The sequence below is a fragment of the Streptomyces sp. CB09001 genome, from assembly GCF_003369795.1.
In the GTDB taxonomy this organism is placed as follows: domain Bacteria; phylum Actinomycetota; class Actinomycetes; order Streptomycetales; family Streptomycetaceae; genus Streptomyces.
On sequence record NZ_CP026730.1, the window covers coordinates 732266 to 746427 of the forward strand.

16 protein-coding genes are annotated in these 14162 nt (G+C 73.0%); 7 read left to right on the forward strand and 9 right to left on the reverse strand.

From position 1 onward, the window contains the following. Window positions 1-5: 5 nt before the first annotated feature. Entirely contained in the window at window positions 6-1310 is a 1305-nt protein-coding gene (locus tag C4J65_RS03415; RefSeq protein ID WP_346265858.1) for an FAD-dependent monooxygenase, read from the reverse strand. Here C4J65_RS03415 and C4J65_RS03420 point away from each other — a divergent pair. The 3 genes from C4J65_RS03420 to C4J65_RS03430 all read left to right on the forward strand — a co-directional run bounded on the left by C4J65_RS03420 (window position 1299) and on the right by C4J65_RS03430 (window position 3084). After that, window positions 1299-1919 carry a TetR/AcrR family transcriptional regulator gene (locus C4J65_RS03420; RefSeq protein ID WP_115741035.1) on the forward strand — a complete coding sequence of 207 codons (621 nt, stop codon included), beginning with the start codon at window positions 1299-1301 and terminating at the stop codon, window positions 1917-1919. The two genes, C4J65_RS03415 and C4J65_RS03420, sit on opposite strands and share 12 nt — an antisense overlap. A gap of 42 nt (window positions 1920-1961) precedes the next feature. Beyond that, window positions 1962-2474 carry a DinB family protein gene (locus C4J65_RS03425; protein WP_115741036.1) on the forward strand — a complete coding sequence of 171 codons (513 nt, stop codon included), beginning with the start codon at window positions 1962-1964 and terminating at the stop codon, window positions 2472-2474. 103 nt (window positions 2475-2577) lie between these two features. Further along, window positions 2578-3084, forward strand: coding sequence for a hypothetical protein (locus tag C4J65_RS03430; RefSeq protein ID WP_115741037.1), 507 nt, complete (start codon window positions 2578-2580; stop codon window positions 3082-3084). Between the two features lie 54 nt (window positions 3085-3138). Here C4J65_RS03430 and C4J65_RS03435 read toward each other — a convergent pair whose 3' ends face one another. The 5 genes from C4J65_RS03435 to fabG all read right to left on the reverse strand — a co-directional run bounded on the left by C4J65_RS03435 (window position 3139) and on the right by fabG (window position 7928). Continuing rightward, entirely contained in the window at window positions 3139-3681 is a 543-nt protein-coding gene (locus C4J65_RS03435; protein WP_115741038.1) for a hypothetical protein, read from the reverse strand. A 127-nt stretch (window positions 3682-3808) separates the two neighbouring features. Further along, on the reverse strand, window positions 3809-4492 hold the full coding sequence (gene ung, locus C4J65_RS03440) for a uracil-DNA glycosylase (protein ID WP_115741039.1): 684 nt from the start codon (window positions 4490-4492) through the stop codon (window positions 3809-3811). 73 nt (window positions 4493-4565) lie between these two features. Continuing rightward, a complete protein-coding gene (locus C4J65_RS03445) occupies window positions 4566-6152 on the reverse strand; it encodes an ABC transporter substrate-binding protein (protein WP_162832998.1) in 1587 nt (528 codons plus the stop codon). A 209-nt stretch (window positions 6153-6361) separates the two neighbouring features. Beyond that, complete coding sequence (locus C4J65_RS03450; RefSeq protein ID WP_115741041.1) at window positions 6362-7123, reverse strand: SDR family oxidoreductase; 762 nt, start codon at window positions 7121-7123, stop codon at window positions 6362-6364. Between the two features lie 43 nt (window positions 7124-7166). Continuing rightward, window positions 7167-7928: a 3-oxoacyl-ACP reductase FabG gene (fabG, locus tag C4J65_RS03455; protein ID WP_115741042.1), complete on the reverse strand. Its 762-nt coding sequence runs from the start codon at window positions 7926-7928 to the stop codon at window positions 7167-7169. Between the two features lie 265 nt (window positions 7929-8193). On the opposite strand from fabG, the gene C4J65_RS03460 reads away from it, so the two are divergent. Continuing rightward, complete coding sequence (locus tag C4J65_RS03460; RefSeq protein WP_115741043.1) at window positions 8194-8967, forward strand: hypothetical protein; 774 nt, start codon at window positions 8194-8196, stop codon at window positions 8965-8967. Between the two features lie 89 nt (window positions 8968-9056). Here C4J65_RS03460 and C4J65_RS03465 read toward each other — a convergent pair whose 3' ends face one another. From C4J65_RS03465 to C4J65_RS03475, 3 genes are all read right to left on the reverse strand, one after another. Next, window positions 9057-9440 carry a DUF3037 domain-containing protein gene (locus C4J65_RS03465; RefSeq protein WP_115741044.1) on the reverse strand — a complete coding sequence of 128 codons (384 nt, stop codon included), beginning with the start codon at window positions 9438-9440 and terminating at the stop codon, window positions 9057-9059. Continuing rightward, the gene (locus C4J65_RS03470) at window positions 9437-10192 is read right to left on the reverse strand and encodes a HipA family kinase (RefSeq protein WP_115741045.1); all 756 of its coding nucleotides are present in this window, start codon (window positions 10190-10192) and stop codon (window positions 9437-9439) included. Before C4J65_RS03470 ends, C4J65_RS03465 begins: the two co-directional genes overlap by 4 nt. Before the next feature lie 136 nt (window positions 10193-10328). Then, complete coding sequence (locus C4J65_RS03475; RefSeq protein ID WP_115746279.1) at window positions 10329-11741, reverse strand: aminopeptidase P family protein; 1413 nt, start codon at window positions 11739-11741, stop codon at window positions 10329-10331. Between the two features lie 170 nt (window positions 11742-11911). On the opposite strand from C4J65_RS03475, the gene C4J65_RS03480 reads away from it, so the two are divergent. From C4J65_RS03480 to C4J65_RS03490, 3 genes are all read left to right on the forward strand, one after another. After that, window positions 11912-12895, forward strand: a complete 984-nt coding sequence (locus C4J65_RS03480; protein WP_162832999.1) for a LuxR family transcriptional regulator — start codon at window positions 11912-11914, stop codon at window positions 12893-12895. A gap of 225 nt (window positions 12896-13120) precedes the next feature. Beyond that, window positions 13121-13618 (forward strand): Rieske (2Fe-2S) protein, encoded by a 498-nt coding sequence (locus C4J65_RS03485; RefSeq protein ID WP_115741047.1) that lies wholly within the window; start codon window positions 13121-13123, stop codon window positions 13616-13618. Next, the gene (locus C4J65_RS03490; RefSeq protein WP_162833000.1) at window positions 13615-14082 is read left to right on the forward strand and encodes a pyridoxamine 5'-phosphate oxidase family protein; all 468 of its coding nucleotides are present in this window, start codon (window positions 13615-13617) and stop codon (window positions 14080-14082) included. The genes C4J65_RS03485 and C4J65_RS03490 overlap by 4 nt, the downstream gene beginning before the upstream one ends. Window positions 14083-14162: the final 80 nt, after the last annotated feature.

Here is a 14162-nt window from a genome sequence, read left to right on the forward strand (position 1 = left end):
CTCCTCTAACGCTCGTAACGCTCGCCGACCTGGGTCCGCCGGGAAGCATACGGGGGCTGCGGGGGCCGCCAGTCGGCGATGCCGTCGAAGCCGCGCAGGAACAGGGCCGGACCGGCCTTGGACAGGGCGAGGATCGCGGCGTCGCGGACGGCGGTCCCGGGGCGGTTGCGCATCAGGTTGAGGCGGGCGACCCTGACGGCCTGGCGGGCGATCGCGGTGGTGCGGGGCAGCCGGGCGGCCGTGTAGGCGGCGAGGTCCTGGCTGTGGTGGGCGAGCACGACCGCGTCCTCGATGGCCTGGTTGCCGCCCTGGCCGAGGTTGGGCGGCATGGCGTGCGCGGCGTCCCCGAGGAGGGCGATCCGGCCGCGGTGGTGGGCGGGCAGCGGCTGGGCGATGTGGTGCACGTCGTGACGCAGGACGTCCTCGGGGCGGGCGGCGGCGAGGACGGCGGGGATCGGGTCGTGCCAGTCGCCGTAGCGGTGCAGCAGTTCGGCCCGCTCGTCGGCCGCGTGCCCCGCGGCCGGGGTGACGGCGGCGGCGTAGGCGTAGACCCGGCCGTCCTTGAGCGGGTGCGTGCCCCAGATGCGGCCCCGGCCCCAGGTCTCGTGGGAGGCGAATTCCACGCCGGGGACGGGGATCACCACCCGCCAGGTGGTGAAGCCGGAGTAGACCGGGCCCGGGTGGTCGGGAAAGAGCGCGCGGCGCACGACGGAGTGGATGCCGTCGGCCGCGACGACCAGGTCGGCCTCCAGCTCGCCCCGTGGGGTGCGGACCGTGGCCGGACGGTCACGGTCCCCGGGGTCGGCGACCCTCGCGTCGGCGGCCGTGCGGACGGCGTCCGGCGGCAGCAGCGCGGCGAGGCGTTCGACGAGGGTCGAGCGGTGGAGCAGCACCAGCGGACCGCCGAAGCGGGCCGCGGCGGCTTCGGCACTGGAGCGGGACAGCCAGCGCCCGCCGGGGGTGCGCAGTCCTCCGTCGCCCTGCCAGGCGGCGAGGTCGCGGATCTCGTCGCCGAGGCCGATCACGTCCAGGGCGCGCAGGGCGTTGGGCGACAGCGAGATGGCGGCGCCGATCGGCCGGAGCGAGGGGGCCCGTTCCAGGACGGTGACCCGCAGGCCGCTCTGGTGCAGGGCGGCCGCCGCGGTCAGGCCGCCGATGCCGCCGCCGATCACGACGGCCCTCCTCGTGCGTGTCATGGCTCTCCTCGGCGCTCTCCTCGACGCGGGGCTCACTACAGATGTAGTAGCACCTGCCGGCGACTGTACTACAGGCGTAGTGAGGCGGGTAGGTTGATCTCCATGCCCGCACACACCGCACCCCCCGGCGCCTCAGCGGGCGCCTCCCGCGCCGACCTGGTCGCCGACACAGCTCTGGCCCTGCTCGCCGAACGCGGGATGCGCGGGCTCACGCACCGGGCGGTCGACGAGACGGCGGGACTCCCCCAGGGCTCCACCTCCAACGTCGCGCGGACCCGGCAGGCGCTGCTGGAGCTGGCGGTGCGGCGGCTGGCCGACCGGGAGGCCCGGGTGCTGGCGCTGCACGAGATGCCGGACCCGCGCGCCGGCCTGGACGCCCTGGTGGACGCGCTGGCGCTGGCCACGCACCGGGCCCTGACCCACAACCACGCGCTGACGCTCGCCCGGTACGAACTGGCGCTGGAGGCCACGCGCCGCCCGGAGCTGCGGGCGCATTTCGACGCCGCGGGCGCCCGTTTCCGGGAGCAACTGGGCGCCCTCGTCACCGCGACGGGCTCGGCCGACCCGGCCCGGCACGTCCTCTCGCTGGTCGCCTGGGCCGACGGTCTGATGTTCAGTTGCGTAGCGGGGACCTTCCACGCCGAGGTGCCGGGCCTCCAGGCGGTGCGGTCGGGGCTGCGGGAGCTGCTCGACGGCATGCTGGGCGACCTGCCCCACAGCTGAAATCCCCTGGTGGGACCGGCCGTTCTGGGCGAGGATGCCGACATGACGACCGAACGCCACGAACCCCCCGTCGACGCCGACGAACGCACCATGCTGGAGGGCTGGCTCGAGTACCACCGGCGGACCCTCGACTGGAAGTGCGAGGGACTCACCGACGAGCAGTTGCGGACGACCGCCGTGGCACCGTCGACGTTGTCCCTGATGGGACTGGTCCGGCACATGGCGGAGGTGGAGCGCAGCTGGTACCGCAGGGTGCTGGCGGCGGAGGACGCCGGCCCGATCTACTACTCCGACGAGGACCCGGACGGCGAGTTCCGGCTCACCGGGGCGGACACGTTCGCCGAGGCCCGGGCCACCTGGCAGGCCGAGATCGAGGCGGCCCGCCGCAACGCGGCCGGCGTTTCCCTGGACGAACCGACCCGGGGCAGGCACCTGCGCACCGGCGAGCGCTACACCCTGCGCTGGATCCACACCCACATGATCGAGGAGTACGCGCGTCACAACGGGCACGCGGACCTGATCCGCGAACGCCTGGACGGTGCCACGGGCGACTGACGTCACCCCGGGTCGCCCACGGGACTCCGTACGGGGCCGGAGATCACCCGTGCGGGGCAACCTCCGCTTGTCCGGCGCCGGTCGTGCCGCCCGAACCAGCAGAGTGGCGCGGGTGCATCGAACGACGACCACCGCAACGCTTCTCGTGACCGTGGCCGTGTCGGCCCTGACCGGCTGTACGACGGTCCGGGGCCCGGCCGCGGCCGACCCGTCGGCGGTCGGCGCCCGCTCGTCCGCACCGCGCCCGGACGGCGCGGCCGAGCCACGCGTGGTACAGGCCCCGGCCCGGGAGGCGCTGGAGATGATCGGCCCCTCCCCCACCCCGGAGCGCGCCACCGGAGAACCTCGCCGTACCACGGCCCCGACGCCCCCGTCCGCGCGGCACCGTCCCCCGGCCGCCGGCGCCACCGAAGAGCGGCCCGACCGTCCGGCGGCACCCGAGCACACCCGTGCGCCCGCGACCTCCCGGCCCCGGGTGCCCGAACTGCCCGGCGGGTCCGGCGAAGGCACCGGCGGGAAGGCGGACGTGTGCTCCCTCGGCAAGCGGTACGGCGGCTGGCGGCCGGGCAGCCCCGAGGCCCGCATCTGCGAGCACGCGTACGGCCGCTGAACCTGGCACTGCCACGATGACTGACAGGGCCGCGCCGGGCCGCGCCTAGGGTCGCTACCGCGGCGGTCGGCCCCGCTCCTCGGGGCCATCGGGACGGCCGGGCCCGTCGGCGCCCCGGCCGGCGCGGTCCAGGCGCAGCTCCAGCCGGTCGATCGAGGCGCGTACGCCCTCTTCGTAACGCCCGGGGGCGAGGATCCCGGCCGCGGTACGGGCGTGCCTCAGGTGCAGCCGGGCCGCCTCGCGGTGACCGAGCCGGTCGTAGTCGGCGGCCAGGTTCAGGTGGAGCGAGGGGTAGAGGGCGCGGGCGGCGGGCGTGCCCTCGTGCCGGTCGGCGGCCAGGTCCCCCGTCAGTTCCTCGGCGGCCGACAACGCCCGCAGGTCCCAGGCCAGTTCCTCCTGCGGGTCGTCCTGGGTGTCGGCCAGGTAGTGGGCCAGCGTGCAGCGGTGCAGGGCGTCGCCGTGCTCGCCGATCTCCGCCCACAGGGCGAGGTAGCGGTGCCGGGCCTCCTCGCGGTCGCCCGCGTGATGCAGCATGGCGACCTGGCCGATCCGCGTCAGCACGGCATCCGGCGCCGCCTGCTCCTGTCCCTTCGCCACCGCGTCCTCCGTGCCCCTCGTCGGCTGTCCCGACGACGCTAACCGCACGTGCCCGCTTTCCCGGTCAGGCGGCACCGGGGGTGCGCGGGCCGGCCGGTGACGGACCGGCCCGAGCGTCGGGCCCGGCTCAGCCCAGGTTCGGAATGGTCCAGTCGATCGGCTCGTGGCCCTGCCCGGCGACCGCCTCGTTGATCTGCGTGAAGGGGCGGGAGCCGAAGAACTTCTTCGCGGACAGCGGTGAGGGGTGCGCCCCCTTGACCACGACGTGCCGCGTCTCGTCGATCAGCGGCAGCTTCTTCTGCGCGTAGTTGCCCCACAGTACGAACACCGCGGGGTCGGTCCGGGCGGCCACCGCGCGGATCACCGCGTCGGTGAACAGCTCCCAGCCGCGTGACTTGTGCGAGTTCGCCTCACCGGCGCGGACCGTGAGCACCGCGTTGAGCAGCAGGACGCCCTGCTTCGCCCACGGCATCAGATAGCCGTTGTCCGGGATCGGGGTGTCCAGCTCCGCGTGCATCTCCTTGTAGATGTTGCGCAGGGACGGCGGGACCTTCACCCCCGGCCGGACCGAGAAGCACAGCCCGTGCCCCTGGCCCTCGCCGTGGTAGGGGTCCTGGCCGAGGACCAGCACCTTCACCCGGTCGAACGGCGTGGCCTCCAGCGCGGCGAAGACCTCCTCGCGCGGCGGGTAGACGGGGCCGTTCGCCCGCTCCTCCTCGACGAACTCCATCAGCTCCTTGAAGTAGGGCTGCTGCAGCTCGCCGCCCAGCACCTCGCGCCAGGACTCGGGCAGCATGGCGATGTCGGTCACGTCAACTTCCTTACGCTGTGCGGTGGCTTCCAGTGCCCAAGAACCTACCGCCGGCCACTGACAACGGGAGCGGCTACCAGCTCGTCTTCCGCTGGAGCTGCCACATCATCATGATCGTGGACGGGTCCAGGGCCTGCTCCGCGCCCGAGATGTCCGTGCTGGCGGCCACGTACTGCTTGCCCTGCCACAGCGGCAGCAGCCGCGCGTCGTTCACCATGATCTGCTGCGCCTGCTCGAACTCCCGCTCCACGTTGGCGCGGTCGCTCTCCCGGCGGGAGCGCGGCAGCAGGTCGCCGGTGATCTCCGGTGTGAGGTACGGCGTGCCGAGCGCGTTCTGCTCCCCGACGAAGGGCGCGATGAAGTTCTCCGCGTCCGGGAAGTCCGGGGACCAGCCACGCCCGAACACGGGGTACTCGCCCTTCTGGTATCCGGCGACGTACGTCTTCCAGGGACGGCTCTTGAGGGTGACCTTGAACAGGCCGGAGGCGTCGAGCTGCCGCTTGATCTCCTCGAACTCCTTGGCCGTCTCGGAGCCGTAGCGGTCGGTGGTGTACCAGAGGGTGAGCGGGACGGGCTCGGTGATGTCGGCGTCCTCGAGCAGCTCGCGGGCCTTGGGGACGCTGGGGTCGCCGTAGTCGTCGAAGAAGCCCGTGGTGTGACCGGTGAGGCCCTTGGGGACCATCGAGTACAGCGGATCGACGGTGTCCTGGTAGATCTTGTGGGCGATCATCGTCCGGTCGATCACCTGGGCGACGGCCTGGCGCACTTCCTTGCGTCCCGCCCAGGGGTCCTCGGGGTTGAAGACGAGGTAGCTGATCTCCGTGCCGGTGCCCTCGACCAGCTGGAGGCCCTCCTCCTTGCCCTCCTTGCCCTGGAGGGTGATGACGTCGTCGGCGGCGAGACCTCGGTAGGTCACCTGGATGTCTCCGTCGCGCAGCGCCTTCACCATGCCGGCGGAGTCCTTGAAGTAGCGGACGGTCACGGCCTTGTTCTGCCGTTCGGCGAAGCCCTTGTAGTGGTCGTTGCGCACGAGTTCGGCCCGTTCGCCGTCGTCGTACGACTCGAGCGTGTACGGGCCCGAGCCCACGACGCCGCTGCCTTCCCGCAGGGCGTCCGCGGGGTAGTCGCCGGGGGCGACGATCGACATGGCGGGCGTGGCGAGCACGAACGGGAAGGTGGCGTCGGGCTTGTTGAGGTGGAAGACGACCTCGCGTTCGCTCGGCGCCTGGACCCGTTCGAGGCTGCCGAGCAGACCCGCCGGTCCACCGTTGACGTTGATGTCCTTGATCCGGTCGATCGAGTACTTGACGGCCTGGGCGTCGAGGGGATCGCCGTTGGAGAAGGTCAGGCCCTCGCGCAGCTCGCAGCGGTACACCCGGTTCGTGGTGTCGGCGAACGCGCACTGCTCGGCGGCGTCGGGCTGCGGCGCGGTGGCGCCGCTCGGGTAACTGAGCAGCGTCTGGTAGATGTTCCGGAACAGCTCCCAGGAGCCGTCCCAGGAAGCGGCCGGATCGAGGGTGCTGGGGGCGCTGGTCGTCCCGACGACGATCGGCTCCTCGTCCTCCGGACCGTCGGACGACAGGATGCCGCATCCGGTGACCAGTGACGATATGGACACGATGGCCGCGACCCGCCGCAGGCCCCGCTTCCGGTTGAACACGCGCACGCTCCTCGATCCGCCGTACCAAGGTCGGCAGACCATACCGCAGCGCCACGCCCCCTGAACCCCCCTTCTGAGCAGGGGTTTTGATCATTTTGCGATGACTACGTTGTCATCGTGCACCGGGTTCCGATACGCGGACACGGGCGCCGTTCTCGTCAACGGCGCCCGTGTCCGGGATCGATCTTGAGGGGTCCTCGTGGGCGAGATCAGGCCACGCCGGCGTTCAGGAAGATGCCGCCGTCGACGACGAGCGTCTGACCCGTGACCCAGGCGGACTGCTCCGAGGTGAGGAACTCGGCGGCGCCCCCGATGTCGGAGGGCACGCCGAGCCGGCCCAGCGGGTAGCCCGAGGCGGCCTCCTCCTCGCGGCCCTCGTAGAGGGCGGCGGCGAACTTGGTCTTCACGACCGCCGGGGCGATCGCGTTGACCCGCACCTTGGGCGCGAACTCGTGCGCCAGCTGCGCGGTGAGGTTGATCAGCGCGGCCTTGCTCACGCCGTACGCGGCGATGAAGGGTGAGGGCGAGAGGCCCGCGACCGAGGCGATGTTGACGATCGCGCCGCCGTTGTCCTTCTGCCAGGCGTGCCAGGTGCGCTGGGCGAAGCCGAGCGCCGAGATCACGTTGGTCTCGAAGACCTTGCGCGCCACGTTCAGGTCGAGGTCGGCGATCGGGCCGAACACCGGGTTGGTCCCGGCGTTGTTGACCAGGAAGTCGACTCGGCCGAAGGCCTCCATCACGCGCTCGACGGCGACGGCCTGGTGGGCCTCGTCGTGCGCCTTGCCTGCGACACCGATGACCCGCTCGGAGCCGAGCCGGTCGACGGCCTCCTTCAGAGCGTCCTCGTTGCGGCCGGTGATGCAGACCCGGTCGCCACGGGCGACGAGCGCCTCGGCGACGCCGTAGCCGATGCCGCGGCTCGCGCCCGTGACGAGCGCCACCTTGCCGGAGAGGGCGGGCAGTTCAGTCATGTCAGTGGTCCCCAATCCCAGTGTTCCCTAGTCTCCGCGCGCCCTAGTCGAGCGGTCCGCCGGCCACGTACAGCACCTGGCCGGAGACGAATCCTGCGGCCTCGCCGGTGAAGAAGGCGATGGCGTTGGCGATGTCGTCGGGCTCGCCGACGCGCGCGACCGGGATCTGGGTGGCGGCGGCGGCTTTGAAGTCGTCGAAGCCCATGCCGACGCGGTCGGCGGTGGCCTTGGTCATCTCGGTGGCGATGAAGCCGGGGGCGACGGCGTTGGCGGTGACGCCGAACTTGCCCAGCTCCTTGGCGAGGGTCTTGGTGAAGCCCTGGAGACCGGCCTTGGCGGCGGAGTAGTTGACCTGGCCGCGGTTGCCGAGGGCGGAGGAGGAGGACAGGTTGACGATGCGGCCGAACTTGGCGTCCACCATGTGCTTCTGGCAGGCCTTCGACATCAGGAAGGCGCCGCGCAGGTGCACGTTCATGACGGTGTCCCAGTCGGAGACGCTCATCTTGAACAGCAGGTTGTCGCGCAACACGCCCGCGTTGTTGACGAGGATCGTCGGCGCGCCCAGCTCCTCGGCGATCCGCGCGACGGCCGCCTCGACCTGGACCTCGTCCGAGACGTCGCAGCCCACCGCGATCGCCTTGCCGCCGGCCGCGGTGATCTTCTCGACGGTGTCCTTGCAGGCGGCCTCGTCGAGGTCGATGACGGCGACGGCGCGGCCCTCGGCGGCCAGTCGTACGGCGGTGGCGGCACCGATGCCGCGCGCGGCTCCGGTGACTACGGCGACCCGCTGCTCAGTGGTGGACATTCGCTGCTTCTCCTCGTCCTGGGGATGCGGCCCGTGCGGAGCGTGTGCCCTGGGTGAGCGACCGCTTAGTACCTTCCGCAGACGTGACGCTAGAAGCCCTGGCACCCGGTGTCAACGGGACACCGGGCCGGTGTGATCCATTACCTGGTCCTCGCCCTGCGCCGCTCCGCCTCGATCGCCCGATCGGCCCAGCGCTGCGGGCCGCCCGGCCGCCGGGCCCCTAGCGTCGAAGCGCGAGCCACCCGTGGCCGGAAAGGAGGCGTCCATGCGCCGTCGAACCGGTGCAGCAGGCATAGCAGTCGCGATCGCCGCGATCGTGCCGCTGGCCGACCCCGCACCCGCCCAGGACCTCACCGCGAGCCTGGAGCCGGACTGCCGGAGCTTCACCTACCAGGAAGCGGTACCGATCGGGCTGGAGGAGGACCCGGGCAAGGACCCGCTGTGCGCGGACGAAGGGTACGAAGACCCGTCCGGCGAGGCCCCACCGGACGAGGAGGGCCGGACCGATGACGGCCGGCTCGACCCGGGCGGAGCCGACGACGGGCGACTCGACGGAGGTCTGCCCGACGGAAGCGGACCGGGTCAGGTCCGACCGGACGGGAACGGCCCCGACGGAGGCGGACCGGGCCGGACCCGGCCCGACGAGGGCCGCCTCGACGAGGGCCGGCTCGACCAGGACCGGCCCGGTCAGTCGCACTCCGCCGGCCAGGGTCCCTTCGACCAGGGCGGGATCCGTGAGATCCGGGAGGCGGACGACGGCGCGGGCGGCGCGACCCGTCCGGACCGGGACCAGCTCCCGACCATCTCCGCCACCTCCGTGCCGCGTCCGGCCACCACGGCGCCGGCGCCGGCCCCGGTCGTCACCACACCGGCGCCCGTGGCCTCCCCCGCCGTGACGCCGACGCTCGGCACCCAGGGCGGCCTGGGCGGCGCCTCGGGTACCGGTCCCAGCGACTGGGACATCGGCATCGGCCTGAGCTTCGTCACCGGCGCCGCGCTCGCGGCGGGCTACGTGATCAGGCGCCGCCGACGCGTCTGACGCACGGGCCGGGCAGCGCGTGCCCGATCGTCCGGGCGGGCCCCGCCCCTACCACCGCACCAGCAGCTCGAGAAGCCGTTCCGTCTCGACTACCGCACCAGCAGGTCGAGAAGCCGTTCCGTCTCGGCCGCCGGGTCGGCCGTGAGGCCGGTGTGGACGGGGCCCGGCTGGACGATGGTCGAACGGGGCGCGATCAGCCAGCGGAACCGGCGGCCGGGGTCGTCCTCGGCCGCCTGGCCCGCCGCGTCCCCTCCGGCGCACACGCCCTCCACCGCGCGCAGCGCCGCGCGCACCCCGGGCAGGTCCACGCGCGGGTCCAGGGCAAGCAGCCGGTCCTCGTCGAGATGGGTGCGGGCACCGACGTAGGACCTGGCACGGCAGTAGACGAGTACGCCGGCGTTGACGCACTCCCCGCGCTCGACGCGCGGCACGACGCGCAGCAGCGCGTACTCGAAGACGTGGCGGTCGCTCACCGCACCCCCTTGACACGTTCGTGGATCGTGGCGGCCCGCGCGAGCAGCGGCCCTGCGTAGGCGCGACGCAGGTCGTCGGGTGCGGCGAAGCCGGGTTCGTCCCGCAGCCAGACGTCCGGGATCTCGGCGGTGACCTCGGCGAGGAGTTCCTCGGTGACCAGCGGTGCGAGCGCGGCGGCGGCCGAGCGGACGTCCGGCGCGAAACGCGCGAGGGCGTGGTCGGTGGCGTCGTAGGGGCGGGCGGCGGATGCCTCGGCGCCGGGCCAGTTGTGGTGCCAGATCATGGTGGCGCCGTGGTCGATCAGCCACGTCTCGCCGCGCAGGCACAGCAGGTTGGGGTTGCGCCAGGAGCGGTCGACGTTGTTGACCAGCGCGTCGAACCAGACGATCCGTCCGGCCTCCTCCCCGCTCACCTCGAAGGCGAGCGGGTCGAAGCCGAGCGCGCCGGAGAGGAAGCCCATGCCGAGGTTGGTGCCGCCGCTGGACTTGAGCAGTTCCTGCACCTGCTGGTCGGGCTCGCCGAGCCCGAGCACCGGATCGAGGCCGACGGTCACGAGCGGCGGCACCCTGAAGCCGAGCCTGCGGGCGAGTTCGCCGCAGACCACCTCGGCGACGAGCGTCTTGCGGCCCTGCCCCGCGCCGGTGAACTTCAGGACGTACGTGCCGAGGTCGTCGGCCTCGACGAGTCCCGGCAGCGAGCCGCCCTCACGCAACGGCGTGATGTAGCGGGTCGCGAGGACCTCTCTCAACACTTGTGCCGGCCACCCGTCTCTTCAGCCCTGCCCGTCCCCGCGGGGAGACTTCCCCCGGACCCGAGTGAGCATAGTCACCGCGGGTGACCGTCGGCGAGACCGGCCCGGACCCACGCCCGGGAGTCCGTCCGCGGGCTCAGCCCGCGAAGCGGGCCATCCATGCCTCGACCTCGTCGGCGCTGCGGGGCAGGCCCGCGGACAGGTTCTCGTTGCCGTCCGCGGTGACGACGAGGTCGTCCTCGATCCGGACGCCGATGCCACGCCACTCCTCGGGCACGGTCAGGTCGTCCGCCTGGAAGTACAGGCCAGGTTCGACGGTCAGGCACATGCCCGGCTCCAGCACGCCCTCGACGTACTCCTCCGTGCGGGCCCGCGCGCAGTCGTGGACGTCCAGGCCCAGCATGTGACCGGTGCCGGCCATGGTGAAGCGGCGCTGCAGACCCAGCTCGTACGCCCGCTCGGCGGGGCCCTCGATGAAGCCCCACTCCACCAGCCGCGCCGCCAGGTGGCGCTGGGCGGCCCCGTGGAAGTCCCGGTACGCGGCGCCCGGCTTGACCGTGGCGATCCCGGCCTCCTGTGCCTCGTACACCGCGTCGTACACCTCGCGCTGGAGCGGCGTGAAGGTGCCGCTGATCGGCAGGGTGCGGGTGACGTCGGCGGTGTAGAGGGAGCGCGTCTCCACCCCGGCGTCCAGGAGCAGCAGGTCCCCGGGGCGGACCGGGCCGTCGTTGTCCGTCCAGTGCATGATCGTGGCGTGCTCGCCGGCGGCGCAGATCGTGCCGTAGCCCACCGCGTTGCCCTCCAGACGTGCCCGGCGGAAGAAGGTGCCCTCCAGCCACCGCTCCGACGAGGCGACGGCCCGGGACAACTCGCCCACGACGTCGGTGAAGCCGCGCACCGTGGAGTCCACCGCCGCGCGCAGCTCCCCGAGTTCCCAGGCGTCCTTGACCAGGCGCAGGTCGCTCAGCGCGTCCTCCAGCTCGGCGTCGCGCTCCTCGTCGGTGGTGACGGCCGCCTCCAGGGCGGGGTCGACCCCGCGCACGACCCGGGTCCGCACATCGCTGACGGCGGCCAGGTCGGCGGCCGCGGTGCGCACGTCGCGGCACGGCAGGCCGAGCACTCGCTCCGACTCGGCCAGCGAGCGGCGCCGCCCGGTCCACAGTTCGGCGTGGGCGCCGGTCCAGAACTCGTCGTCGTCGCGGCCGTCCCGGGGCAGTTGGTAGCAGTAGGCGTCGTGGCCGCCCTCCGCGCGGGGTTCGAGCACGAGGGCTCCGTCCCGGGCCTGGTCTCCGGTCATGTGCACGTAGCCGGAGTACGGCCGGAAGGGGTAGGTGTCGTCGTTCGAGCGGACCTTGAGGTTGCCCGAGGGGACCACCAGCCGTTCGCCGGGGAACCGCGCGGAGAGCGCGGCACGGCGGAGGGCCGCGTACGGGGCCTGTTCGGCGGGCGGGAGGTCGTGCCGCTCCGTGTCCGCCCAGCCCGTGCGCATCAGGGCGGACAGCTCCGCAGAAAGCGTGGGGTACAGGCTGTTCTTCCGACGGTTCGCCACGTCGTGCACCTTCTTTCGCTGGTTCTTCCGCCGGTTCTTCCGCTGGGCTGCCACGGGGTCGGCGTGCGGGTCCGGGCCGGACCGTATCGCGTCGTGGCGCGCTCGGGGTCTCAGTAGTGCCAGTGGCACCGATCCGCCACATCGGGACCGGTCGGGCCGACAATCGCCTCATGGCGAACGAGAAACTCGGCGAGTCCCTCCGCGTACTGGGGCTCGACCCCACGGCCGGCCGGCTCTACCTGGCCCTGCTGGAGCTGTCCCCCGCCCCGCTGGAGGCGATCGGCGCGGCGACCGGCCTGAGCGGCGCCCGGCTCTCCGCCGCGTACGCCACGCTGGCGGACACCGGACTGGCCAGTGCCGCGGCCGGCGACGCCGACGTCGTGGCCCCGGTACCGCCCGCGGCGGGCCTGGAGGTGCTCGCGCGGCACCGGGCGGCCGAGCTGGAGGAGTCGCGCATCGCCGTCGGGGGTGCGTTCGAGTCGTTCCGTCGTCGGCGCCTCGCCGCCTACAACGACGGCCTCGTCGAGGTTGTCACCGGGGAGGACGTCGGTCCGCGGATGCGCCACGCGTGGGCCAGTGCCCGGGAGCAGATCCGGCAGTTCGAGTCCCCGCCCTACGTCCACCTGGCGGGCGCGACGGACGACGCGCTCGCGACGCTGGCCCGCGGGGTGACCCAGCGTGTCGTCTACGCGCGCGAGGCACTGGAGCGGCCCGGGCAGCTGGAGAACGTCATCGAACCCTGTGTCGAGGCGGGTGAGCAGGCCAGGGTGCTGCCGTCGGTACCGGTCAAGCTGCTGATCATCGACGAGGCGTTCGCGCTGGTGTCGTTGTCGATCAAGGACGCCGACGTGCACAACACCATGCTGGTGGTGCAGCCCTGCGGTCTGCTCTCCGCGCTGGCGGCCCTGTTCGAGCAGACCTGGCGCGACGCGGTCCCGCTGCACGGTCTCGCCGCCCGCCCCGCCGGACTCCCGCCGGCCGACCGCCGCCTGCTGCGGCTTCTGGCCGGCGGTGCGACCGACGAGCTGGCCGCCCGCGAGCTGGGCATCAGCCGGCGCACGCTGTTCCGGCGTCTCCAGGTCCTCATGGCCCGCCTCGGCGCCGCGAACCGCTTCCAGCTGGCCCTGCAGGCCCAGCGCGCGGGCTGGCTGTGAACCCGCCCCGACGGCTGCGTACTCATGACGGAGAGGGTCGGCGGGCGCGCTGCCGCCGACGCCGGTGACCGTGAGGGGGACTCGACGACGGCCCTTTCGCGTCGGCCACGCCTCCCGGGGTGGGGATCGGTCGGCGAGGGACGGCTGCCGGCCTTGAACAACAAGCGCCGCGGGGCCGTACCTCTCGGCAGATCATCACGCATCCACCCCCGGAAGGGACCCAGCATGACCAGCGCATCGTTTCATCCCGCAGCGGGACCGGCCCGTCGTACCGTCGTGGCGGCGGCGGGGGCGGCGGGACTCACCGCCGTGCTGGCCGCCTGCGGAGGCTCGGACGACGACGCGTCCGGCGACACCGGCGGCGCTCCCTCCGGCAGCCCTTCCCAGGAGGCGGGCGGCGGCGGTTCGGGCGGCGGCGAGAACGCGGGCGCCGGGGCCGCCCTCGCGGCGACGGCCGACATCCCCGAGGGCGGCGGGAAGGTCTTTCCCGACCAGAAGGTGGTGGTGACCCAGCCCGCGGCGGGCGACTTCAAGGCGTTCTCCGCCACCTGCACCCATCAGGGCTGCGCCGTGAAGAGCGTGGCCGACGGTCTCATCAACTGCCCCTGCCACAACAGCAGCTTCTCGATCACCGACGGCAGCGTGCAGGGCGGCCCCGCGCCCAAGCCGCTGCCCGCCGTGCAGATCACGGTCAGCGGGGACTCGATCCGGCTGGCCGGATGACCGTGACGCAGCGCCGGGGGCGCCGGATCATGATGACCCCCGGCGAGCTGGAGGCGTTCCTCACCACCCAGCGCACCTGCCGGGTCGCCACCGTCTCGGCCGACGGTGCCCCGCACGTGAGCACGCTGTGGTTCGTCTGGGACGGTGCCTCGATGTGGCTGTACTCGGTCGTGCGCAGCCGGCGCTGGACGGACCTGCGGCGCGATCCGCGGGTGGCGATCGTCGTCGACACCGGCGAGGAGTACGACGAGTTGCGGGGCGTGGAGCTGTCCGGCCGGGTGGCGTTCGTGGGCGAGGCGCCTCGCACCGGTGAGCTGTGCGCCGAACTCGACTTCCCGGAGACGCTGTTCGCCCGCAAGAACTTCGGCCTCCAGGAGATGCCGCACGACGGCAGGCACGCCTGGCTGCGGCTGACGCCGGAGACGGTCGTCTCCTGGGACTTCCGCAAGCTGGCGCCGGTGTAGCCGGGCGCCCGCCCGAGCGGCGTCCGGATGGCCCGGCGCCGCCCGAGTGGGCCCGCCCGCCCCATCGCGCGCCCGCCCGG

Coding starts and splice junctions, on each gene's coding strand:
- C4J65_RS03420 (WP_115741035.1), top strand. CDS start 1,299: ATGCCCGCACACACCGCACCCCCCGGCGCCTCAGCGGGCGCCTCCCGC.
- C4J65_RS03425 (WP_115741036.1), top strand. CDS start 1,962: ATGACGACCGAACGCCACGAACCCCCCGTCGACGCCGACGAACGCACC.
- C4J65_RS03450 (WP_115741041.1), bottom strand. CDS start 7,123: ATGACTGAACTGCCCGCCCTCTCCGGCAAGGTGGCGCTCGTCACGGGC.
- fabG (WP_115741042.1), bottom strand. CDS start 7,928: ATGTCCACCACTGAGCAGCGGGTCGCCGTAGTCACCGGAGCCGCGCGC.
- C4J65_RS03460 (WP_115741043.1), top strand. CDS start 8,194: ATGCGCCGTCGAACCGGTGCAGCAGGCATAGCAGTCGCGATCGCCGCG.
- C4J65_RS03480 (WP_162832999.1), top strand. CDS start 11,912: ATGGCGAACGAGAAACTCGGCGAGTCCCTCCGCGTACTGGGGCTCGAC.
- C4J65_RS03485 (WP_115741047.1), top strand. CDS start 13,121: ATGACCAGCGCATCGTTTCATCCCGCAGCGGGACCGGCCCGTCGTACC.
- C4J65_RS03490 (WP_162833000.1), top strand. CDS start 13,615: ATGACCGTGACGCAGCGCCGGGGGCGCCGGATCATGATGACCCCCGGC.